A 21,051-nucleotide genomic window follows, 5' to 3' on the forward strand; every position below is an offset into this window, starting at 1 on the left:
GTACATTTGTATTAAGTAATGTTACTATTGGTTCAGCCCAAACAATATCTCAGTCAACACAATCTCAATTTGCATCTCCTAATTCAACTTCACTTGACAACCTCAATCCTAATTCAAATCCTTTACAGTTTCCGACTAAATCAGAAGAAGTCAAAATTCAATTCACTCAGCCCATTACTTTAGAGCAAGCTTTGGAACTAGCACGGCGTAATAATCGGGAGTTACAAATAGGAATATTAACTGTTGAACGCAGCCGTGCGGCATTACGTGAAGCACAAGCAGCTTTATATCCCAATGTTGGTTTGAGTACGGATATCTCGCGCCAACAAACTGCAAGCGGTCAACTTTCCGCTGAATTAGGCTCTCGAAGTGGCATACCGACAAGAGAGGAATCAGCGAGTACAAATTTTTCTGGTGCAGCACAGTTGAGCTACAACATTTATACGAATGGTGCAAGGTCAGCCCGGATTCGAGCCGCAGAGGAACAATTACGTTTCGATGAATTAGATGTGAAGCGTTTATCAGCAGAAATTAGCCTCCAAGTAGCTATTGATTACTACGATTTGCAACAAGCTGATGAACAAGTAAGAATTAACCGTGCTGCCGTCGAGAACGCGCAACGTAGTTTAAAAGATGCTCAAGCATTAGAAACTGCTGGTGTCGGTACTCGATTTGACGTTCTGCGTTTTCAAGTTAACTTAGCCAATGCTCAACAAGAATTAACTAACAGTATTAGTCAGCAGTTAGTTACAGCAAGGCGCCTGTCAGCCAGATTAAATTTACCGCAGTCGGCAAATATCAGTGCCGCAGATGCTGTGAGATTATCTGGTTTGTGGAATCAAACACTTGAAGAAAGTATTATCCTGGCATTTCAAAATCGTCCAGAACTGCGACAGCAATTAGCGCAACGTAACATTAACGAACAGCAACGACGCTTGGCAAATTCAGAAGTTAGACCACAAGTTAGTTTGATTGCTAGTTACAACTTGTTAGATGTGTTTAATGACAGGGTTGGCATTACCGATGGTTACTCACTTGGTGTTAGAGCAAATTGGAATTTATTTGATGGAGGCGCCGCAAGAGCAAGAACTGCTCAATCGAAAGCTAATATTGCGATATCCGAAAATCGTTTTGGTGAGCAACGTAACCAAATTCGTTATCAAGTAGAACAATCTTACAGTAATTTGCAATCTAATTTAAGTAACGTTCAAACTGCTACTGTTGCTTTAAATCAAGCTAAAGAAGCTTTAACTTTAGCAAGACTTAGATTCCAAGCTGGTGTAGGCACTCAAACAGATGTTATTGCTTCAGAGACTGAGCTTACTAGGGCTGAGGGTAACAGGGTTAGGGCTATATTAGATTACAATCGTGCTTTAGCAGGCTTGCAAAAATCTATTAGTAGTCCAAATTTAAAGTAATATCATGTTCAGACAAGCCAAAACTTAGCTAATATAAGTTCGTAAATAAGTTAAGTATTTATTATTTATTATACTTTTTCCTCTTATTCTTTTTAATTTAACAGAGAGAGTTAGAGGCTTTTTTTTAATAAAAAGGGTTATAAGCATAACTTAATAAAATTAAATTTTTTATAAGTTTATTTGAATTTAAATATGAAATTTTTCATCTTAATTTCATTAGTAGATATCATAATAAAAATATAGAGGTTGCGAACAAAACATTAATTCAAATCAATTCAACAGGATAATAAAAATGAACAAGTTAGTTTATGCTGCTGCTTTTACCTTAGTAATTTCATCCATTGCTCCAGCTTTTGCAGGGAACCTAAATGATGCGAATGTCTCACATTTAGGCGATAGTGCCGCTATTCCTAACTATGCTCAAGATTCTGATGCTACTCATAGATTTGATATTCACGTCCAAGGCAAAGCTATTTCTGAATTGATGATTAACTTGCCAGAAGATGTGAAAATTAATCGAGGTGTAGAAGTAAGAAACAAATCAGGTCAAAAAATTCCTGCCACAGTTTCTATTAATGATAAAAAAGTAACTGTTGCATTTTCAGAAGCAGTAAATCCTGGAACATCTTTATCAGTTAACATGAAGGGAGTTAGTACTCCAGGGTATGAAAAAACCTGGCATTATCCAGTATCTGTCAAGAAAGTAGGAATCAAGGAAGAAAGTTCACTTGGTTTAGCACGAGTTCAAACTTACGGTAGCTAATGGTTAATTAGTATCCGTAATATGAGTAGGGTGAATGCACAACCATCATTCACCCTACTTTTTAACTTTTTCCCTTGCCATTGAGTAGATATGCTTAGTTTATACAAAAAAACTTATTTTTAGGCGCCACTACTATTATCCCACATTCCGCACTTCAAGTTGAAGTACAAAAGATTACAAGCAAGGAAAAAGTAAAAAATTAGGATGATGAACAAATAGAGTGCTAAACGAATATATTTTTAAGAATAAATAATAAAGGATAAAAGATTTAACCCATAAAATAAATTATATAAGCACTAAAATTTTAGGAGCAATTACTGTTCCTTTGAATGTTGATAAATTTTTATTTACTTTTAAAATCTTGTTTAACTTAAGAAATTAAATAATATTTTTGACAAGATGATGGTAAACAACTCAAAATAAAATAACGTTCAGATGTTAAATTAACAATTTGATTAACACCATCTAAAATTAAAAGGTGAATTCCTTGAAAACATTGAAATACCCATCTTAATGTCGGAGATAAAGTTAGCTTTCCTAATTGGTTCTTAATTCCGATTTTGATTCTTTTTAAGCTATTTCTAAGTTCCCTTTGACCAAGGTTATAGACTAGCAAACATAAAGACATTAAAAATAGCATTGTCTCGATTCTTTCAGGGTTTTCAACAAAAAAACTATCGGCAAAAAATAAGGGGTCTTTTAGAAATCTAAATCCTCGTTCACAAGACTGTTGATTTTTATATGTCGTAATAATTTCTTCTGGTTTTAATTTTTCGCCGTCATCAACTAAATTTGTTGCTAAAATAAATCTCCCGGCTTCTTTTCTTCGTATTTCTATCTCTTCTAATTTTTCATGACCCACTCCCTCTATTTTATAAATAGTTTTCTTCTCTTTTGACTTACTTTCAATAAGTTGAACTTCTTTAATTTCAAATAATTTCAACTTTTTGTTAACTCCTTTTAATTTATACCGCGCTTGCTCTGGAGTTTCAAAATCTTCTTTTGTCAAATCTTTGAGCAACTTTTCGACTTTAGTTTTTTCTTTTTTTAGTTTTTTATCTAGCTTTTCTAAATCGCTATTTTTTCTTTTTTGACTTTCTACTACTAGCCAAATTTGTTTAACACCACCATAATTAACTATTTCTTCTTTCCACTTGTATCCCACTAAATTTTGATATGCCCTTTTCTCATTTTCCTCTGTATCTATTTCTTCTATCTCTTCTATCTCTTTCATTTCATCTGTATTTACAGACTGAACTAATTCTTGTGCTTTCTTAATTGTCATCGGTACCCGACTTATCCATTTTAAATGCTCAATTAATTTGAGATTTTCTTGGCTATATAATGCGCTGTCACAGACCATAATACTATCAAAAACTATTTGCTTTTTAAACTCTGCTAAAATTTTTCCAAATACCGCTTTATCTGCTTCGTTACCATCTCCTGCTCTCATTAATAATGGTATATCTCCATCACTACTCGTTATTAAATCTAAAACACATTGTTTTAAATCTGGTCTGTGGTCGCGAGAATATCCTTTCGTTATAAATATTGGTCTTTCTTTATTGATTTCTTCTTGTTGTTCTTGATTAATGTCGCTTTTATACTCCCCATGTAGATGGAATGACGTTGCATCCAAATGTGAATATTTCGTATCTATCTTAAATTTTTTAATCACTGATAAAACAATTTCTATAAACAGATTATTTAATCCATATTTATATAGTTTGTCCATGACTCTTCCAATTTTATCATCATTCAAATAACCACTTTCTACATCTTCTCCTAATAATAGTTCGATTGCTTTATCATCAAAAAACTGGCTGAATAGATACAACGGTCTTGATACAAATCCTAATCCATTGATTAAAATAGCTTTGACTAATATTCCTGCTGCAATCTTCTCACGAGAATCTATTCCTAATTTAGAATTAATTGTTTCAACTATTCCTATTTCATCAATTAGTCCTGCTACTATTCCTAGGTGGTCGATATTCTTAATTTTTGCTTCTGATATTGGAGACATTTTTTAACCTCTCAAATATTTTTGAGTTTTTTTAATTGTCTCACGAGTGGTATCACGTGCGCGTAAAGCACACCAAAATAATGTATATGAGCGTTTTGTAAAAAGCTTAAAATCAACTATTCATAAGCTATCTAACATATTAATTAGCTCATAATACAAGCATATTTCTTAATATTTACTTACTCATATTTTGCACTTTTTAAATTTAATGTCATAATCTTAACTGCGTACAAGCCGAGGTAAGTTTCAATAAGTGCGTCAAATAAAATACACAACAATCTCATATGGTATAGATCCAATTTTCTGTTTGCGCGGTACGGCTTCTACCTAACACAGACGCTTTTTGGTAGTGGCTAAAACACTCCATTACACGGGAGCGTCCAATGAATGGCAGATAGGCTTTTTTAGACCAACCATATAGTAAGGTTTCTGGCGCCGAATAATTATGTTCCTTCCATTCATTGGATGCTCCCCATTACACAAGCTCCTTAAGAGTAGGCGCCACCAGTAGTTATTTTTAGAAAATAGCGTTTTGCGTAATATTACTATACTTATAGATAAAGTTTATTATTAGCTATACTTAGTAGATATTTTTTGATTGCTGTTATATTTGTGCGCTTTTATTTGCTTTTTACGAGTTTTCTCGTTAGACGCAAAATATCAGCTTACTTAAACTATCTTAGTATTTATATTTACTCATAATAGTCAGTATTTATGTAATATTTGATGCGACATTCTGAAGTGCGGAATGTGGGCTATATTAATCACTAAATTTCATCACAATTTCATTTTGATTTCCTATAGTAGTTATTAGATGTTTATGCCTTAACATCCATCCACACTATTGTCTGGTTTATTAGTGTATCTAGATACATTAATAAGCCTATTTATTAAAGAAATTACAATGAATCCTAAGCTACATAAAACTTATTATGTCTTCAAAAATATTTCCGACTTCTTTACTATTAATTCATATAAGTTGTAAATTGTAGCTGGCTTTAGAAATATCAATTATGCTCAGAAATATTTCACGCTTTTGGTTACGTCATATACATCCGCGTTTAGTCACTTTAATTGCGACTCTTGGTACATTTGGTCTCGCTGTTTGTTTAATAATTTTATTCATTGTAGCCAAGTTAGCAGAAGAAGTTTTAGAGAAAGAAGCTTTCAAGTTTGATACAAATTTTCTACTGTGGTTACATCAATTTAGTAATCCTGGTCTTGACAAGCTAATGTTGTTCATCACTAATCTAGGCAGTCCAACTACAGTAGTAATAGTAACTTTTATTACTTTAGCTATTCTGTGGTGGCGCCGCTATCGTTTAGAGATAATGATATTTATACTTACTTGTTTAGGTGGGCTAATTTTAAATACAGGTTTAAAGTTATTTTTCTCAAAACCTCGTCCACAGCTTTGGAATCAACTAGTAACAGAGAAATCTTTTAGTTTCCCCAGTGGTCATGCAATTGGTTCGATGGTTTTATATGGTTTTATTGCTTACCTATTAGCTTTTCACTATCCTAAATTTTCTATACTTACCTATACGATAGCCGTAATTTTAATTGGCGCCATTGGTTTGAGTCGATTATATCTAGGAGTTCACTGGCCTACAGATATAATAGCAGGCTATGGAGTTGGATTCTTGTGGCTGACAATATGTATTACAATGTTGAAACTACAACGCATGAGACAAGCTAGTTTATAAAAAAATATCGCAGAACATTATGACATTATTATAATTGGTACGGGAGCAGGTGGAGGAACACTAGCGTATCGATTGGCGCCAACAGTAAACCAATTGAACTACCAAGGCACTACAGTTGGGAAGAACTACAGGCACTATCAAAACCTCAAAATATATAATGGCAGCAATGGACTCTAAAAGCAGTTATTCTTATTTCCTAACTCCCCAACCGTGTAATCCGCACCATCCGCTATTTATATTTTTGCCAGGGATGGATGAAACTGGAAACGAACTGATGCGTATTCAAACAGCAGGTTTAGAAACTGCTTTTGATGTTCGTTGTTTTGTAATTCCACCAGATAACCTAACCAATTGCGACAACATGGCTCTTGAAGTGGTATCTTTAACTGAGATAGAATTAGCAAAAATACCACGCTCAGATATTTACCTTTGTGGCGAATCATTTGGTTGTTGTTTAGCACTGAAGGTTTTAGAAAGATACCCCAATTATTTTACAAAGATTATTTTAATTAACTCTGCATCTTCGTTTAATCGGGTACCTTGGCTCAAGTTCGGCTGACTTTTATTTGCTTTTACACCTACTTTTTTTTATAAAATCTCATCATTTGCAGCTTTACCTTTCCTAGCTCATTTAAAGAAACTTTCATTTGCTGCTAGGCAAGCGTTACTAAATTCAACTCGTTCGGCGCCGAAAAAAACAGCGAATCAGCGTCTATCTTTAATGAGAGAGTTTGATATGAACGAAAAAAAACTATCTCAAATTACCCAGCCTGTGTTGTTAATTGCTAGTAAAGGAGATCGGCTTTTACCTTCAATTGCAGAGGCGCAACGTTTAGCATCTATTTTTCCAAATTCTCATTTAATAACTTTACCTCATAGCGGTCATGCTTGTTTAGTGGAAGCTGACGTTAATCTATACAAAATCTTAATAGAGGAGAAATTTATTTAATTATGTCTGATATTGAAATTTCTGACGAACGTATGCGCGCGCTTGTATGTTCAGATAGCTCACTTCAGAAACTTACTAATGGCGCCGTTCATAATGAAAGTCCAGTTTACTTACAAGTCATTTGGTACAAACAGAATTTGTATACGGAAGTTTGATTGGTTTGGTATTGCTAGCCATTGTGCAAATTATTTTTTACCCATACCAGCATTCTCACGAACACTTTCATTATCCGGTTTCGCACTCACACGAACATAGTCACGATGAACACCATCACCATGAGCATTCCGAAGGAATTTCTTTAAGCGAATCTCATGCTCATTTTCACTCACACACAGCGACTACTTATCACACCCACTCTCATTCTCACGCTGATATTCATCATCATAGCCACAATTAATAAATACAAAATAGACAAGAGTACAAATGAGTAAATTTTAATTTTTGTAAACTCACCAAAATTTCATCCTAATTTCATCGCTACCTGTCACACTTATGAAGTAAAGGTTCACAAACACAAAATGAATCTTGCGGCTAGTTGATATAGTTATCATGTATACATCTGAGATGAAGACAAGAGTGAGTTATACGGGCGCACTGCTAATTAGTTTAGTTATACTGGCAAATGTTAACTACGCTTTTGCTAAAACTGATGATAATCAATCGTCAACTATTGATAATCAATTTCAACTTTTTACGAATAGCTGGCGCCTTGTCAAACATAGTTTTCAATTGCATATCCCCAAAAATGATAAACCACTTTCTCAATTAATTATTGAGACTCCATCTACTGTCGCTGTAAGTAGTGATATTGAAGTAATAGATACTACAGGTCAGAAAGTGGATATCAATATTTCCACGAATGGGAAACAAATTATTATAGACTTTCCTGACAAGGTAATCCAGAATACTAAACTTTTAGTTAATCTTAACCGAGTTCAACAACCAACATCTGGCGCAGCTTCTGTTTATAAGCTATCAGCTAAAGTTGTTGGTAGCGATACAGAAATTCCAATGGGTGTAGCTACATTCAAAACTTTTTAGTCTTCGTACTTCTTAGGTAACTGGATTTCATCTAAAAAAAACATCAGTATTAATTAAACAACACACTAAAGAGCTACTATGAAAAAATCCTTGATTAGCACTACTCTTGTATGTGCTATCTTTGCTGCACTTATCATTCCTTCCATACCTGCAAGTGCTAGTTATGACAACGGTATACTTCCCCATGTTGATGGTAATTATCAATTCCCTCAAACAAAATGGAGTAATGTCAGACACACCTTACGAGTACATATTCCTAAAAATAGTCAGAGTATATCTCAAATTAGTATTGCAGTCCCAGAAACTATTAACTGGAGTAACAAGCTTAAAGATGTCGTCGTTAGTGGAAATAATGGGCAAAAAGTTAATGCTAACATTTCTATAAATGAGAAGACTATCATACTAGCATTTAACGAGCCAGTATCTCCTAACAGCAAGTTAGAAATTGATATCAAAAATATTAGACAGCCTCTTCGTGGCAACGGTCCAGTTTACCGTTTATTTGCTAAATCTGTGAATAGTGATACAAGTATACAAATAGGTATAGCAAGATTTCGTGTCAATAATAATTAGTATAAATACTATTTAGACGTGTAACTAATTGTTCCTTTGTATTATTATATCTTGAGAAATGAACACTGATTGCCGTTTTAGATAGCGACAGCCAGCGTTCATCTATCATAAGTGAGTTACTTATGCAGCCATTGCTTTCGCCATTTGTCGGCAAGAATCTGCACATCGACGGCAAGATTGAGCGCAGCGTTTGCAATGTTCGCTGTTATGTTTTTCGCACTCTGTAGCACAGCGGTCACAAGCTTCAGCACAGACACTACACATTTGAGCATGAAGAGCGGAATTACGAGACATGAAACGCGCGCAAAGGGTACAAGTATCAGCACAATCTTGGCATAGCTTGATACATTGAACCATCATTTTTACCATGTCGCTATTTAAGCAAGCACTTGCACAATATTCGCAGTCACGCAAGCAATCAAGACAGTTTTGAATGCAGGTTTCAAGCTGGGATTGATGAGTTGTTGTAGTCATAATTTGACTCCTAAATTGATAAATTTTGCATGAGACAGTATTTATGCCTCCTTGCCGCTACAGTAAGAAATTGCTAGCTATAGTTACGTCTTCCTAATGGCATAAGAAATATTTGTTACGAATGGAATAGAAAAATTTCATGCTGATTTCATTTGTGTATGTATAACTATTTATTTTAGATTTTTTGTCGTTTCGGTAACAGGATTTCATGTTGATTTCATTTCAATGTGGAAAAGTAGATATATAGGGAACAACATTATTATAAGCAGGGTTAATAGTTATGAGCTTTGATTATGACTTATTTGTAATTGGCGCCGGACCAGGAGGAGTTTCTGCTGCTAGACTTGCAGCTACTCATGGCGCAAGGGTGGCAATTGCAGAACGAGATAAGGTCGGCGGAACCTGCGTGATTCATGGCTGTATTCCAGAGAAACTGATGGTTTATGCTGCTAGTTTTTCTCAGGTTTTTGATGATGCTGACGAATATGGCTGGGGCAAAGTTCAACGTCGCGTTAATTGGCCACAATTTATGGCAGCGAAAGATAAGGCTATTGAGCATCTGAGCCAGTTACATATTCAACACCTTAATGAAGCAGGAGTAGAACTAATTTACGGACAAACTAAATTTTTAGATGCTCATACTTTAGATGTTGGAGGACGTAAAATTACAGCTGACAAAATTTTGATAGCGGTAGGTGCTGAAGCTGTCAAGCCAAACATCGCGGGAATTCAATATGCCATTACATCACGTGAAATGTTTGAATTAAAGCAGCAACCTGAGCATTTAGCAGTTATTGGCAGCGACCAGATAGCTGTAAAGTTTGCTGGAAGCATGAATGGTTTAATTTCAAAAGTGACTTTAATCGTGCCAGAAGACCTTGTTCTACCGAATCGTGATCAAGATATTCAGACTACGGTTCAAGAAAGTATGATTAAGAATGGAATTCAAGTTTTATGCAATACTAATGTCGAAAAAATTGAACAAGTAAAAGATGGTTTACGGTTGACTTTATCAGGAGATAACCAAGATACCATAACTGTAAACACCGTTCTTTGCGTTACAGATCGTGTTCCTAATTTGAGTGGTCTAGATTTGGAAAAAGGGGAGCATCCAGTTTTGGCAGAAACACCAAAACGAGCGGGCGCCAATAGATAATTACTCTAATCTTAAATATAGTTCGTTATAATACTCACTACACATACTACAAAATTAGTTTAAACCTTACTCAACTTTACGAATTTAATTAATAATTATTCTCAATATCTACTAAATATTAACTAAAACAAAAATACTAACAAAAACAATATTCAACACAAGCGGAGGTTATAAGCTAAAGCTTATAACGACGCCACGGCGCCTATAATTAAATTCATAAATCCTTGATATTGTAAAATGTTTTGGAAGCTGACGCTTGAAGAAGGCAGAAGCCTTCATATCAGAGGGCTTTTATGAACTTTTTCGTTGGGGATTCTAACCCCAACCTTCATGTCCCTACGCGCGGAAATTGTAAGCACCGGGTGCGAAGGTAGAGTTTTATACCCTTGTTCAACGCAGGTTACGGGCAGAGAATAGGAGCTAGATTCACGAATGACAAATGCCTCCTATCAAGAGCCTTCTTGATAAAAATATCTTAATTATGAGATAATGCTGACAATCAGTAAAAGCGTGCATAAACCATTATGAACCAAGATAAATTAGAACGCCTTAATGCTTGCCTAAAAGAAGTTGCAAAAATATTGTATGAAGAAGCAGATAAAACTAATTTGACAGACCTTGAAGGTATAGAAAAAACTGTACGTAGTCAAGTTTTAGAGTATGTAAGTCCAGAAATAGCCCTTTTTTTATTGAAGAAACAACTGGAACAAAAATAGGTAAGAAAAGGAAAATTAAAAGTGTTGTTGGAGAACTTAAATTAAAATCGAAGCAATTAGAAAAACTTGGATTAAAGCCAAGAAGTAGATTAAGCCCATTGCTTCAAAAGTTGTGTTTAAGAATATCGGCGAATGAATCATACCAGAATGCAGAAATAGAGCTTGAAGCACAAACGGGTATTAAAGTTGGGCATTCAACACAACAAAAACTAGTTTTAGAATCTGAATTTCAATTGCCACAAGCAAAACAAAGTATTTCAGAAGTCAGTGTAGATGGGGGTAAAGTAAGGCTACGTGGACAACCTGCATATGGCTTTGACTGGAAAGATTATAAGGCGGTTCGTCTTCAAGGAATTCCCGACTGCAGCGTTTTTTCATGATAACCAATCATTAATTGATTATGTCAACAGTCAGCCATTAGTAAATCCATTAGTTTGTTTAGGAGATGGGCACGACGGAGTTTGGAATCTAGCCAGAGAATTAGGGACAGCCGAGTTTCAGCGATTGGAAATATTAGATTGGTACCACTTAAAAGAAAATCTTTATAAAGTTGGTGGTTCTTTAAAACGTTTAAAAGCTGCTGAGACTCTTTTATGGCAAGGTTCTGTTGATGAAACTAAAGCTTTATTTATGGGTTTAAAGGGCAAACAAGCGAAAAACTTTATTGCCTATATTGACAAGCATAAATCAAGGATTGTCAATTACGCTTATTATCAAGCTGAAGGAATATCTTCTATTGGTTCTGGAGCCGTAGAATCTGCAATTAAACAAATCGGAAGAAGAATTAAAATTTCTGGGGCAAAGTGGAATATTGGGAGTGTTAACCAAATTTTAGGAGTGCGTTGCGCCTATTTAAACGGTTTACTTAACATTTGAATTTAATCTTTATAACAGCCCAGAAGCATGAGCGTTACTGCACACTGGTATTCATAAAATATAGAAATATTGCAAACAAATCATGATGCTGTATTGTTATTTTACAGTATCAACAGATTCTTATGCTTTGATTTCAGGCGCCGTGGCGTCGTTACAAGCTGAAGCTTATAACCTCCGCTTTGTGTTGAATATAGTTTTTGTTAGTATTATTTTTTGGTTAATATTTAGTATATATTGAAAATAATTATTAATTAGATGTGTAAAATTGAGTAAGGTTTGAGTTAATTTTGTAGTATTTGTGGTGAGTATTATAACTAACTATGCTTGAAATTAGAGTACTTATCTCTCGGCACCCGCTCGTTTTGGTGTTTCTGCCAAAACTGGATGCTCCCGGAAAAAGCAGGTATAGAAGTAAAACAAGAGGCGATTGCAGTAGATGAATATAGCTGTACCTCTCAAAGAAACATTTTTGCAGTTGGAGATTGTACTAATCGACCACATTGGACTCCTGTCGCAATCGCTTCTGGTCGCGCCTTTGCAAATACCGTATTTGCTAATCAGCCTCGAACCGTAAATTTGGAGTGTATTCCCTTAGCACTTTCTTCTCTACCAGAAGCTGCTACCATTGGCTTGACTGAAGCTGAAGCAATAGATAGATATGGGGAATCTGTACGCTGCTATCGCTCAAGTTTCCAGCCTCTTTTCGATAGTATTGCTGAACCAGAGCATAAAATTTTAATTAAATTAGTAGTAGATGGTAACTCAAACTTAGTGCTAGGCGCCCATATGGTAGGTGAATATGCTGCCGAGATTATTGAATGTCTTGGACTTGCTATTCGGAAGGGTGCTACCAAGAAAGATTTCGATACAACAATTGGTATTCATCCTTCGGCAGCGGAAGAGTTCTTTACTCTCAAAAATTAAACTACTTGTAAATCAAGAAACACTTGACCCAAAAAATACTGAATATACTTATCATAATTTAATGCCCCAGCCACAGGCGCCTATAAAAAATTTGCAAAAATGTAAATAGTATCTTTAACGATAAATAATCACTATAAATTCTGTAAATTTTCTAATTAATCAGTTAGAAATTCACTTGTTGTTGATTCTCAGAAAGAATTATTACAGAAATAGTTACAAATTTACTGACATTTCTAACGACTTAAAATTTTCTAAACTCGTTATAAATTTAGTCCCAAAATATCAGCCAATTAGTCGTTATTTTCGGCCCCACAAATAACCGCACAAATCGCAATCGTAATTATATCTATCAACTTGTGTCGCTTAGTACGTTCTATTCTTGGGCCTTTTATATTTTCAAAAAAATCCGATATTGTTCGCTTTTGTTTCGGTTCCATTATTAAATCAGTCATAGCTGCACCTAAAAAATCTTTTTAAAGATTACCATCACATGTCCATATTATTTTCGGCGCCTGTGGCTAGGGCATAGCTACGCCATACCCTTCGCCTTTATTTATTTGCTTGTAGTATTTATGTATTAACAGAAATTGTTATTTAATAATAATTTAATTAAATTTGAATATAGTTAAATAGTTGATTAATGGTTGATAGTTATATTTGAATGGAATCTACGCTGTCGTTTGACCGCTATTCCTTGCCCAAAGCCAATTTAAGATGCGTTTGCCCTGACGAAACCGAGGATGGCTAACTATATAATATAATACAAAATGGAGCCGTAACATTGTTCCGGTGCCAATAGCAATTCCTAAATGTGCCTCGGTTAAAACTGGTGCATTATTTATTACATCACATACAAAGGCGGTCACAAAGACTAAAATTTTACTCTACAAGCCAAACTCTGACTTAAGTTTGCCAACCCAGTCTTTGATTCTTTCATCGGTTAAATCAGATTGATTATCTTCGTCAAGTGCTAAACCGACAAATTTACCGTCGCGGACACCTTTAGATTCATTGAACTCGTAACCATCTGTAGACCAATAGCCAACCGTCTCACCACCCAGTTCTGAGATTCTTTCTTCTAAAATTCCCATCGCATCTTGGAAACTATCAGGATAACCAACTTGGTCGCCTGCTCCAAAATAAGCTACTTTTTTACCACTAAAGTTTACATTATCTAGCTCATCGTAAAAATCTTCCCAATCGCTTTGTAATTCACCTATATTCCATGTAGGACAGCCTATAATTATATAATTATAGTTGTCAAAATCACTTGGTTCAGTTTTGGAAACATCATACAAAGATACTACTTCTCCTCCAAACTCTTTCTGAATTATTTCAGCCTCTGTTTGAGTATTGCCTGTTTGAGTGCCGAAAAATAAAGCAATTTTAGCCATTTTCTACTCCCTATGTATTAGATGTCATTTTTGATATAGAATTTTGGTCATAGACAGACAAAAGTTTAACGTTATCAATTGCAAAAGCTGAATCATAAATGGGGTCTCCTAAATTTACTACTCCTAAACCTAAAGTATAAGTACCAGTGAAGGGTATTTCGATAGATAAAGTTTTGAAGCCCGTTTCATCTGAGAAAGGTGTTAGAGATGTTTGAAGTGATGAGGAAGTATCAGTTGCATTGTATGGTAAAGAATTAAGAGTTATAAAACCAAAGTCTTTATTATCACCAGCAAGAGTTGAGTCCTTTTCGTTGGTCATAAAATTCCAATCAAAACTTAAAACATCTCCAGCTTTAGCTGTAAATGATGTCTTCATTGCAGAACCTTCATCAATATTACCATTACCTAAAGATTTTAAACTTCCATATGGTAAGTTTAAAAATGATTCAATATCGTAGCTAGGAACCGTATCGAATTGGGTTGATAATGCAGCATAATACTTTCCTTCGGATGGTTCACTACCAAAGTTGGAGGTTTCAAGCATAGCCTTTCCAGTTGCTGACCATCCAGTAAAATCGCCGTTTTCAAAACCCCCGTTGACAATTTGACCATAATTATTACTGTAATTATTTCTATAATCCGTAGTGCCAGAAATTGACATACCCATTATACTGTTATCATCAGTTATGCCATATCGCTCGCTCAACCATGTTTGCATCTGGTTAATTTCACTGCTTTGGGTTTTAGCTATGTTTTGGCATAAATCAGATAATTCAGTATGTCCAGCACGACTTACACAAGGAACAGCGTCACTTAGCATTGACTTGTGATGGTCGGTCATCTCCTGCATAAAATCGATCTCAAAATCGGCGCCATTCAACTTTGCCATTTGATCTAGCATTCGCTGATCACCTGGTTTCATTTCAGGTTCATAACTTAAGCCATACCAGTCTTTTAGCCAGGATTGCATCGTTTCAATTTCTTGGCTTTGAGTAGTAATAATATTTTGGCTAAGGTCGCGCAAGTCCTGATTAACTGCTTTGTCCACACTCAACTTAGCCATATCTACAGCCATCATGTGGTGTCCTATCGTTTCTTGTAGAAAACGTACATCAAAACGCGCGGAGCGTTCATTGGCAGTTAGCGTAAAACTTGGAAGTGATGACTTTATATTAAAGTTAAGTTCTTCAAAAATAGACTGAGAGCTTGACCAAGTAGGATTTAGGCTCAAACTCTGTCTTATGGTATCGCTGTTTGACATCGGTTCATCCTCTCATTTTTAATTTGGAATAATTAGGCTTACAGCAAGCAAAGCGTTGCCAATCAAAATTGATTTACTTAAGCAACTTACATTATTGCTGTAAAAATTTCATCGAAAGCTTCTGAGCATTCAACATAAAAGGTTGTAAATGTATCTACATCTCTCTAATGGAGTGATAAGAATTTACTTCTAACGACATACAAAAATTTCATCTTAATTTCATTTTAATATGCATAGCTAATTTAAAAGCCTATTACACAAATATTTCACTTTAATTTCATAAAAATATGAAAGACTATATATAGTTAGTAAAAAAAATACTCTAAATAAAGTTATATGAACTTTGAAAATTTACTAAAGTTAGCTATAATACTACGAATTAAAAGCTTAACCAAAGTTAAATGGCAGGCAATAATTATTGGAGTATTCTGTCTAATTTTAGTAATTATTATTTGGCATGGACTAAACCATCGTCAGACAAAGGGTATTAATGAATACACTCCTCTTTTAGTTATGAAAGGAGGCGACCCTTATATTAGAGCGTTAATGCGAACTATTTCAGCTAGTGAGTCCCAAGACATTAATCCTTACACCCAAATCTATGGTGGTGAGCATTTTTCTGATTTCAGCCGTCACCCCAACAAATGCGTCAAGATTGTTTCCGGTTTACATCAAGGAGAATGTAGCACAGCCGCTGGAAGGTATCAAATTTTAACCGTAACTTGGCAAGAAAAATCTGAAAAATATCACAGTAAATTGCCAAAAAATTTAAGTATAAACCACACTATTTTTACACCACAAGCTCAAGATAAAGTTGTATACGCTTGGCTCAATGACCGTGATGCTTGGAAAGTAGACATAGCACTTTTACTCAAACAGGGAAAGCTAAATCAGGTTTTAAAGATTTTGTCTGGTACTTGGACAAGCTTAGGATACGGCAAGGAAAATAATTCAATTACACCTTTACTATCACAGGTTTATCAAAAAGTATTAGCCCAAGAATTGGCTCAAACAAATTCATCTTCTTCAAATTAGCTGCTCATGACTTAAAACTGTTTACTCTCAAAAAATATAATGTGAAGGTAAATATGCGCCCAAAATCAGTTTTATGGATGGTTTCGTTTTTGATAACAGTCTTATTGGTTTTCATTACGCCTAAGCTGACGTTAAGTCAAAATTTGCCAGTTGTTCAGCAAATACAGCATAGTTCGACTACGCAACCAGTTATCCAGCCACAGCCTTCTCCTAATGCGAATATGTCTAATATGAGCATGACCCAGAGCAAAACCTGGACTTGGCTTGACAATATCCTGGTTATCTGGTTCGTTTTAACAGCTTTATCTGTGGTTTACGTAGCTTGGGATGCGTTGACAAACAACCCCGAGCTAACAGTTATGAAGTGGGGTTGGCTACTGGTGACACTTTACACCGGATTAATTGGTGCCGCGCTCTATATTCTATCATGTAAAGAGCCAGCACCAGGTCAGCACGAAGAGTTTATCAAACCCTTGTGGAAGCAGACTTTGGGTTCAACTATTCATTGTTTGGCGGGCGATGCAACTGGCATCATTGTAGCAGCGGTAATCACTACGACCCTTGGTTTACCAATGTGGCTCGATATAATCTCGGAATACCTTTTTGGCTTTGCTTTTGGGCTACTTATTTTCCAAGCTTTGTTTATGAAAGATATGCTCGGCGGATCGTATTTTACAGCCATAAAGCGCTCATTTATACCCGAATGGTTATCAATGAATAGTGTGATGGCTGGAATGATCCCAGTGATGGTAATCCTAATGAGCAGTGATACAACTGCAATGGAGGCAACTTCGATCCGCTTCTGGGGCGTGATGTCTTTTGCAACACTAGTAGGTATGGTCGTCGCTTTTCCAGTCAATATGTGGCTCGTAGCAAAAGGTTTCAAGCATGGCATGGGCACTGTGCGTGCTTTGGGTAGAGGTGGACACAGCCTAGCTATGGAAGCAGAACGAATTGCAAAGACATCTGGTGAAATAATTGCCCCAAACGCTTCTACACATAAGAACGTTCAAGAAATAGATTCTGATGTTGATATGCAAAATATGAAAGGAATGTAAGTATGAAAACCCATAAGAACAAGAATCTGAATGCTCACGGCACTAAACCTCACGAAGGCATGGATATGAAACCCAAAGCCACGCGAGCGCAACTTGTGGCCGTAACGCTTTTAACACTACTGGCACTAGCTGCTGGTGTGCTAATTGCTGCATTATACGGCGACTTCACGATGGGCGCCAGGAATATGGGCAATGGGTCAATGCCTGAGATGAATATGGGCAACAACGACTCAATGCCTGGAATGAATATGAGTGGAACTAAAGCTAAAGCCCCTGCAACAGTTTCATCGTTACCATCGGCGCCTATGAGTAGTGTTACTCAAATGAACGGTTTAGTTATGCCACCCGGTATGATTATGACCTCAGATATGAGTCAGGAAGCGATGGAAGACATGTCGGCAGTGGATCTCACAAAAATTACCTATACTGCTCCATCCCAAGCCGTGGGTGATCAAGTCCTGACACCCAAAATAGAGAACGGTGTGAAAGTCTTCAACCTTGAAGCCTCTTTGATCAAATGGAATATCTTACCAGATAAACAGGTAGCTGCTTATGCCTTCAACCGTCAAATACCAGGGCCGCGTATTCGAATCACTGAGGGAGATCAGGTTCGGATTGTGGTTAAGAACAATTTACCTGATGCCACTACTGTACATTGGCATGGCATGATTTTACCGAACAAAATGGATGGTCCAGCCGATGTTACCCAAAAACCTATTGAACCTGGTGCAAGTTATAACTACGAGTTTACGGCAAAGCAACGGGGTACATACTTTTATCACTCACATAAAGACGTAGATCGTCAGCAGACTTTAGGGATGTATGGCGCGTTGATTATCGACCCGAAGGATAAAACTAATATCCCTGCCTATAATAAAGATGTTGTAGTCCAGCTTCAGGAGTGGACTTTCAAACAAGGCTACACTTTCCCAGCAATGCCAATGGAAGGGCTACTACCGAACTTATTCACAATTAACGGTAAAGCTTATCCCTCTACCGAAATAATAAACGCGAAAGTCGGCGAGAAGATCTGCTTTCGCTTCATTGGCTCGAATAATGCCTTTATACATCCGATGCATATTCACGGTGGTCCATTTAAAATTGTTGAAACTGATGGTAATGCAGTACCTGCTGCTGCCCAAATTGAAAAAGACACGATCAATGTGGCGCCTGGGGAACGCTACGACGTAATCTGGACGGCACGGCAAAAGGGAAAGTGGTTGCTACACTGCCATATTCCTCACCATACGACTAACGACAACGTTGAAGTGCAAGGTGGTGGTGGCTTAATGATGGTAATTAACGTTACCTAAGTTTACAAAACTGCAAATACTATTACAAAAAGACATTTTTGACTTCAATATGAGTATATTTGGCAGAGTTTTTCAAAAATTCAACAAATTTACCATCGCGGACACCTTTAGACTCATTAAATTCATAACCAAAAGTAAAATTTACTTAAACAAGGAAAACTAAACCAAGTTTTGCAGATTTTGTCTGGTACTTGGACAAGTTTGGGATACGGTATAGAAAATAATTCAGTTACACCTAAATTATCTAAGATTTATAAAAAAGTGCTAACTGAAGAATTGATGTCAGCAAAAATAAAATGAATGCCGGATGTAAAAGCATTCCACGAGCCAAAGTAATTTATAACCTGCTATGTACCTTGGTTCGGTTGATGCGACGGCGTTACTGTTGTCAACGTTGCTTTTTGTGCTTGTATTGCTAATAATTGTGGTACAGTTACAAAACGATATCCCTGCTGCTTAAGATTAGCAATAATTTTTGGCAAAGCTGCAACTGTCTGCGTGCGATTTCCACCACCATCGTGCATCAGCACCATGCCCCCTGGTTTTGCTTCCCGAAGTACATTATTTACAACGCGCGCTACTGAAGGACGACGGTAATCTTGAGAGTCATCTGACCACATCAAAACGGCGTAATTATTCTTTTTCGCATAATCAGCTACACCATTATTGAGGGCGCCGTAAGGTGGACGAAATAAAGATGTTTTAACTCCCGTCGCTTCAAAAATAGCTGTTGCCGTCGATTCAATTTCGTTTGCTGCTACTTGGGAGTTCATTTTTTGCAGCCAGTGATGCCAAGTATGGTTACCTATTACATGGCCTTCTGCTACTTCTTGCTTGGCTAGTTGGGGAAAATAATGCACCATCTCCCCAACACAGAAAAACGTTGCCTTGATATTTTCTTGTTTAAGAATTTCTAATATTTGTTGCGTGTACTTCGGTGCAGGACCATCATCAAAAGTTAGGGCAATAACTTTATCTTCTACTCGTGGCTGTATTTGACTAGTCACTGTACCCCGAAACTCTTCAGGCACCGAGAAAATAACTGGTGTTGGTGCAACAGGCTTGACTTCCAACGCTAAACTTTGCTTCTTTGACGCAGCTTGGGCACTCAGTACTGCCGTATATTTGCTTTGTATCTGATGTTTATCAGTACCTTTTAGTAAAATGTGACCAATACCAAGGCTTCCTAGTAAAGCGGCTACAGGGATAAATATTATACCTGCACTCAGAAGTAAACTCCGATTTGCCATATTAACCTTCCTTTAACCTGAAAGACAAATGTTTAAAATATGTGGCGCCCACAACAGTATCCTTATCAGTCGAACTAGTCAAGTAGAAAAAAACAAACTTTGATTACAGCAATAATGCCGTGTTACCTGAGATAGCTTCTAATTTCATCCTGATTTCATATTTGGCTGCGAAACTAGGTAATAAGGTGGGCGCAATCCAAATTAAATCATTCTACAGGTTGACTCTCCACCCAACTGGAGATTTTACAATCTAATTTAGAAATCATAAATCATAATCTATGCAACTCTCTAATCTCAAAAATAAATTCTTTACATTCAGCCTGATTGCTACGGCAACTCTCGCTAGTGGCGCCTTGGCTGCTTGTTCCACAACTGCATCCCAAAACGAGGTTCAATCAGATAATTCCACTCCTGCAACTGAAACTACCGATAAGCAGATGGCTCAAGGTGGCATGAATCATGATGGTATGAATCATGGCGGCATGAACCATAGCATGTCAATGGATTTAGGTCCAGCCGATGCAAATTTCGATTTGCGATTTATTGACTCAATGATTCCGCACCACGAAGGCGCCGTGATGATGGCGAAGCAAGCACTGGAAAAATCAAAGCGTCCAGAAATTAAAAAGCTGGCTAACGATATAATTAAGGCTCAAAACAAAGAAATTGCTGAACTTAAGCAGTGGCGCCAAGCTTGGTATCCTAAAGCTGGAAGTAAGCCAGTAGCTTACGATACAAAGCTTAACAAAACTGTAGAAATGCCCGCAGAGCAAATGCAAGCGATGATGATGAACATGGACTTAGGCACCGCAGACAACGAGTTTGACTTGCGCTTTATTAATGCGATGATTCCTCACCACGAAGGCGCCTTAACAATGGGTAAAGATGCTGCCGCTAAATCGAAGCGTCCGGAAATAAAGAAACTCGCAGCTGAAATTATTTCCTCACAACAAGCAGAAATTAGTCAAATGAAACAGTGGCGCCAAGCTTGGTATAAAAAGTAATCTAGGATACTTAAGGAAAGGCAATTGATAGCAATTTGACTATCGAGAGTAGCGTTCGATTAAAATTCTGCGAACGTTTACCCTCGATTTCATCCTAATTTCATTTTATGCTGT

20 protein-coding genes and 4 pseudogenes are annotated in these 21,051 nt (G+C 36.5%); 17 read left to right on the forward strand and 7 right to left on the reverse strand.

Annotated features, from left to right (window positions below; genetic code table 11):
* Positions 1 to 95 precede the first annotated feature (95 nt).
* Both DSM106972_RS33700 and DSM106972_RS33705 read left to right on the forward strand, forming a co-directional pair.
* A pseudogene (locus DSM106972_RS33700) lies at positions 96 to 1,418 on the forward strand (TolC family protein); the annotation flags it as partial.
* A gap of 292 nt (positions 1,419 to 1,710) precedes the next feature.
* On the forward strand, positions 1,711 to 2,181 hold the full coding sequence (locus DSM106972_RS33705; RefSeq protein WP_127084792.1) for a DUF2808 domain-containing protein: 471 nt from the start codon (positions 1,711 to 1,713) through the stop codon (positions 2,179 to 2,181).
* Between the two features lie 370 nt (positions 2,182 to 2,551).
* On the opposite strand, the gene DSM106972_RS33710 is transcribed toward DSM106972_RS33705, so the two are convergent.
* The gene (locus DSM106972_RS33710; protein ID WP_127084793.1) at positions 2,552 to 4,207 is read right to left on the reverse strand and encodes an IS1634 family transposase; all 1,656 of its coding nucleotides are present in this window, start codon (positions 4,205 to 4,207) and stop codon (positions 2,552 to 2,554) included.
* Between the two features lie 1,013 nt (positions 4,208 to 5,220).
* On the opposite strand from DSM106972_RS33710, the gene DSM106972_RS33715 reads away from it, so the two are divergent.
* From DSM106972_RS33715 to DSM106972_RS33735, 7 genes are all read left to right on the forward strand, one after another.
* Positions 5,221 to 5,913, forward strand: a complete 693-nt coding sequence (locus DSM106972_RS33715) for a phosphatase PAP2 family protein (protein ID WP_127084794.1) — start codon at positions 5,221 to 5,223, stop codon at positions 5,911 to 5,913.
* Between the two features lie 115 nt (positions 5,914 to 6,028).
* The gene (locus DSM106972_RS55510) at positions 6,029 to 6,472 is read left to right on the forward strand and encodes an alpha/beta hydrolase family protein (protein ID WP_325052239.1); all 444 of its coding nucleotides are present in this window, start codon (positions 6,029 to 6,031) and stop codon (positions 6,470 to 6,472) included.
* A 177-nt stretch (positions 6,473 to 6,649) separates the two neighbouring features.
* Positions 6,650 to 6,862: an alpha/beta fold hydrolase gene (locus DSM106972_RS55515; protein WP_325052241.1), complete on the forward strand. Its 213-nt coding sequence runs from the start codon at positions 6,650 to 6,652 to the stop codon at positions 6,860 to 6,862.
* 2 nt (positions 6,863 to 6,864) lie between these two features.
* Complete coding sequence (locus DSM106972_RS51690) at positions 6,865 to 7,017, forward strand: hypothetical protein (protein ID WP_158632925.1); 153 nt, start codon at positions 6,865 to 6,867, stop codon at positions 7,015 to 7,017.
* Positions 6,984 to 7,259, forward strand: a complete 276-nt coding sequence (locus tag DSM106972_RS54070) for a hypothetical protein (RefSeq protein WP_233787935.1) — start codon at positions 6,984 to 6,986, stop codon at positions 7,257 to 7,259. The genes DSM106972_RS51690 and DSM106972_RS54070 overlap by 34 nt, the downstream gene beginning before the upstream one ends.
* 179 nt (positions 7,260 to 7,438) lie before the next feature.
* A complete protein-coding gene (locus DSM106972_RS33730; protein WP_411675359.1) occupies positions 7,439 to 7,903 on the forward strand; it encodes a DUF2808 domain-containing protein in 465 nt (154 codons plus the stop codon).
* A 78-nt stretch (positions 7,904 to 7,981) separates the two neighbouring features.
* Positions 7,982 to 8,476, forward strand: a complete 495-nt coding sequence (locus tag DSM106972_RS33735) for a DUF2808 domain-containing protein (RefSeq protein ID WP_127084796.1) — start codon at positions 7,982 to 7,984, stop codon at positions 8,474 to 8,476.
* Positions 8,477 to 8,596: 120 nt separating this feature from the next.
* Here the strand turns inward: DSM106972_RS33735 and DSM106972_RS33740 are convergent, their stop codons facing one another.
* Positions 8,597 to 8,950 carry a four-helix bundle copper-binding protein gene (locus tag DSM106972_RS33740; RefSeq protein WP_127084797.1) on the reverse strand — a complete coding sequence of 118 codons (354 nt, stop codon included), beginning with the start codon at positions 8,948 to 8,950 and terminating at the stop codon, positions 8,597 to 8,599.
* Between the two features lie 280 nt (positions 8,951 to 9,230).
* On the opposite strand from DSM106972_RS33740, the gene DSM106972_RS33745 reads away from it, so the two are divergent.
* The 3 genes and pseudogenes from DSM106972_RS33745 to DSM106972_RS33755 all read left to right on the forward strand — a co-directional run bounded on the left by DSM106972_RS33745 (position 9,231) and on the right by DSM106972_RS33755 (position 12,622).
* Positions 9,231 to 10,106 carry an FAD-dependent oxidoreductase gene (locus DSM106972_RS33745; protein WP_201800824.1) on the forward strand — a complete coding sequence of 292 codons (876 nt, stop codon included), beginning with the start codon at positions 9,231 to 9,233 and terminating at the stop codon, positions 10,104 to 10,106.
* A 524-nt stretch (positions 10,107 to 10,630) separates the two neighbouring features.
* A pseudogene (locus DSM106972_RS33750) lies at positions 10,631 to 11,698 on the forward strand (ISKra4 family transposase).
* A gap of 324 nt (positions 11,699 to 12,022) precedes the next feature.
* Entirely contained in the window at positions 12,023 to 12,622 is a 600-nt protein-coding gene (locus DSM106972_RS33755) for an oxidoreductase dimerization domain-containing protein (protein WP_233787936.1), read from the forward strand.
* A gap of 299 nt (positions 12,623 to 12,921) precedes the next feature.
* Here the strand turns inward: DSM106972_RS33755 and DSM106972_RS33760 are convergent.
* The 4 genes and pseudogenes from DSM106972_RS33760 to DSM106972_RS33775 form a co-directional block, all read right to left on the reverse strand.
* Positions 12,922 to 13,059 (reverse strand): annotated as a pseudogene (locus DSM106972_RS33760) (transposase family protein); the annotation flags it as partial.
* A gap of 231 nt (positions 13,060 to 13,290) precedes the next feature.
* Positions 13,291 to 13,488 (reverse strand): hypothetical protein, encoded by a 198-nt coding sequence (locus tag DSM106972_RS54075; protein WP_127084799.1) that lies wholly within the window; start codon positions 13,486 to 13,488, stop codon positions 13,291 to 13,293.
* Positions 13,489 to 13,506: 18 nt separating this feature from the next.
* Positions 13,507 to 14,016: a flavodoxin FldA gene (fldA, locus tag DSM106972_RS33770; protein ID WP_127084800.1), complete on the reverse strand. Its 510-nt coding sequence runs from the start codon at positions 14,014 to 14,016 to the stop codon at positions 13,507 to 13,509.
* A gap of 10 nt (positions 14,017 to 14,026) precedes the next feature.
* On the reverse strand, positions 14,027 to 15,277 hold the full coding sequence (locus DSM106972_RS33775) for a DUF305 domain-containing protein (RefSeq protein WP_127084801.1): 1,251 nt from the start codon (positions 15,275 to 15,277) through the stop codon (positions 14,027 to 14,029).
* A 336-nt stretch (positions 15,278 to 15,613) separates the two neighbouring features.
* On the opposite strand from DSM106972_RS33775, the gene DSM106972_RS33780 reads away from it, so the two are divergent.
* From DSM106972_RS33780 to DSM106972_RS54080, 4 genes and pseudogenes are all read left to right on the forward strand, one after another.
* Positions 15,614 to 16,312, forward strand: coding sequence for a glycoside hydrolase family 24 protein (locus DSM106972_RS33780; protein WP_127084802.1), 699 nt, complete (start codon positions 15,614 to 15,616; stop codon positions 16,310 to 16,312).
* Positions 16,313 to 16,365: 53 nt separating this feature from the next.
* A complete protein-coding gene (locus tag DSM106972_RS33785; RefSeq protein WP_127084803.1) occupies positions 16,366 to 17,370 on the forward strand; it encodes a DUF4396 domain-containing protein in 1,005 nt (334 codons plus the stop codon).
* A gap of 2 nt (positions 17,371 to 17,372) precedes the next feature.
* Entirely contained in the window at positions 17,373 to 18,683 is a 1,311-nt protein-coding gene (locus DSM106972_RS33790; RefSeq protein ID WP_127084804.1) for a multicopper oxidase family protein, read from the forward strand.
* Positions 18,684 to 18,824: 141 nt separating this feature from the next.
* Positions 18,825 to 18,983 (forward strand): annotated as a pseudogene (locus DSM106972_RS54080) (glycoside hydrolase family 24 protein); the annotation flags it as partial.
* A gap of 47 nt (positions 18,984 to 19,030) precedes the next feature.
* Here the strand turns inward: DSM106972_RS54080 and DSM106972_RS33800 are convergent.
* The gene (locus DSM106972_RS33800) at positions 19,031 to 19,933 is read right to left on the reverse strand and encodes a polysaccharide deacetylase family protein (protein ID WP_127084805.1); all 903 of its coding nucleotides are present in this window, start codon (positions 19,931 to 19,933) and stop codon (positions 19,031 to 19,033) included.
* A 278-nt stretch (positions 19,934 to 20,211) separates the two neighbouring features.
* Here DSM106972_RS33800 and DSM106972_RS33805 point away from each other — a divergent pair, with 278 nt between their 5' ends.
* A complete protein-coding gene (locus DSM106972_RS33805) occupies positions 20,212 to 20,937 on the forward strand; it encodes a DUF305 domain-containing protein (protein WP_127084806.1) in 726 nt (241 codons plus the stop codon).
* The last annotated feature ends 114 nt before the right edge of the window (positions 20,938 to 21,051 follow it).

Origin of the sequence: Dulcicalothrix desertica PCC 7102, from assembly GCF_003991905.1 — a bacterium.
Taxonomy (GTDB): domain Bacteria; phylum Cyanobacteriota; class Cyanobacteriia; order Cyanobacteriales; family Nostocaceae; genus Dulcicalothrix; species Dulcicalothrix desertica.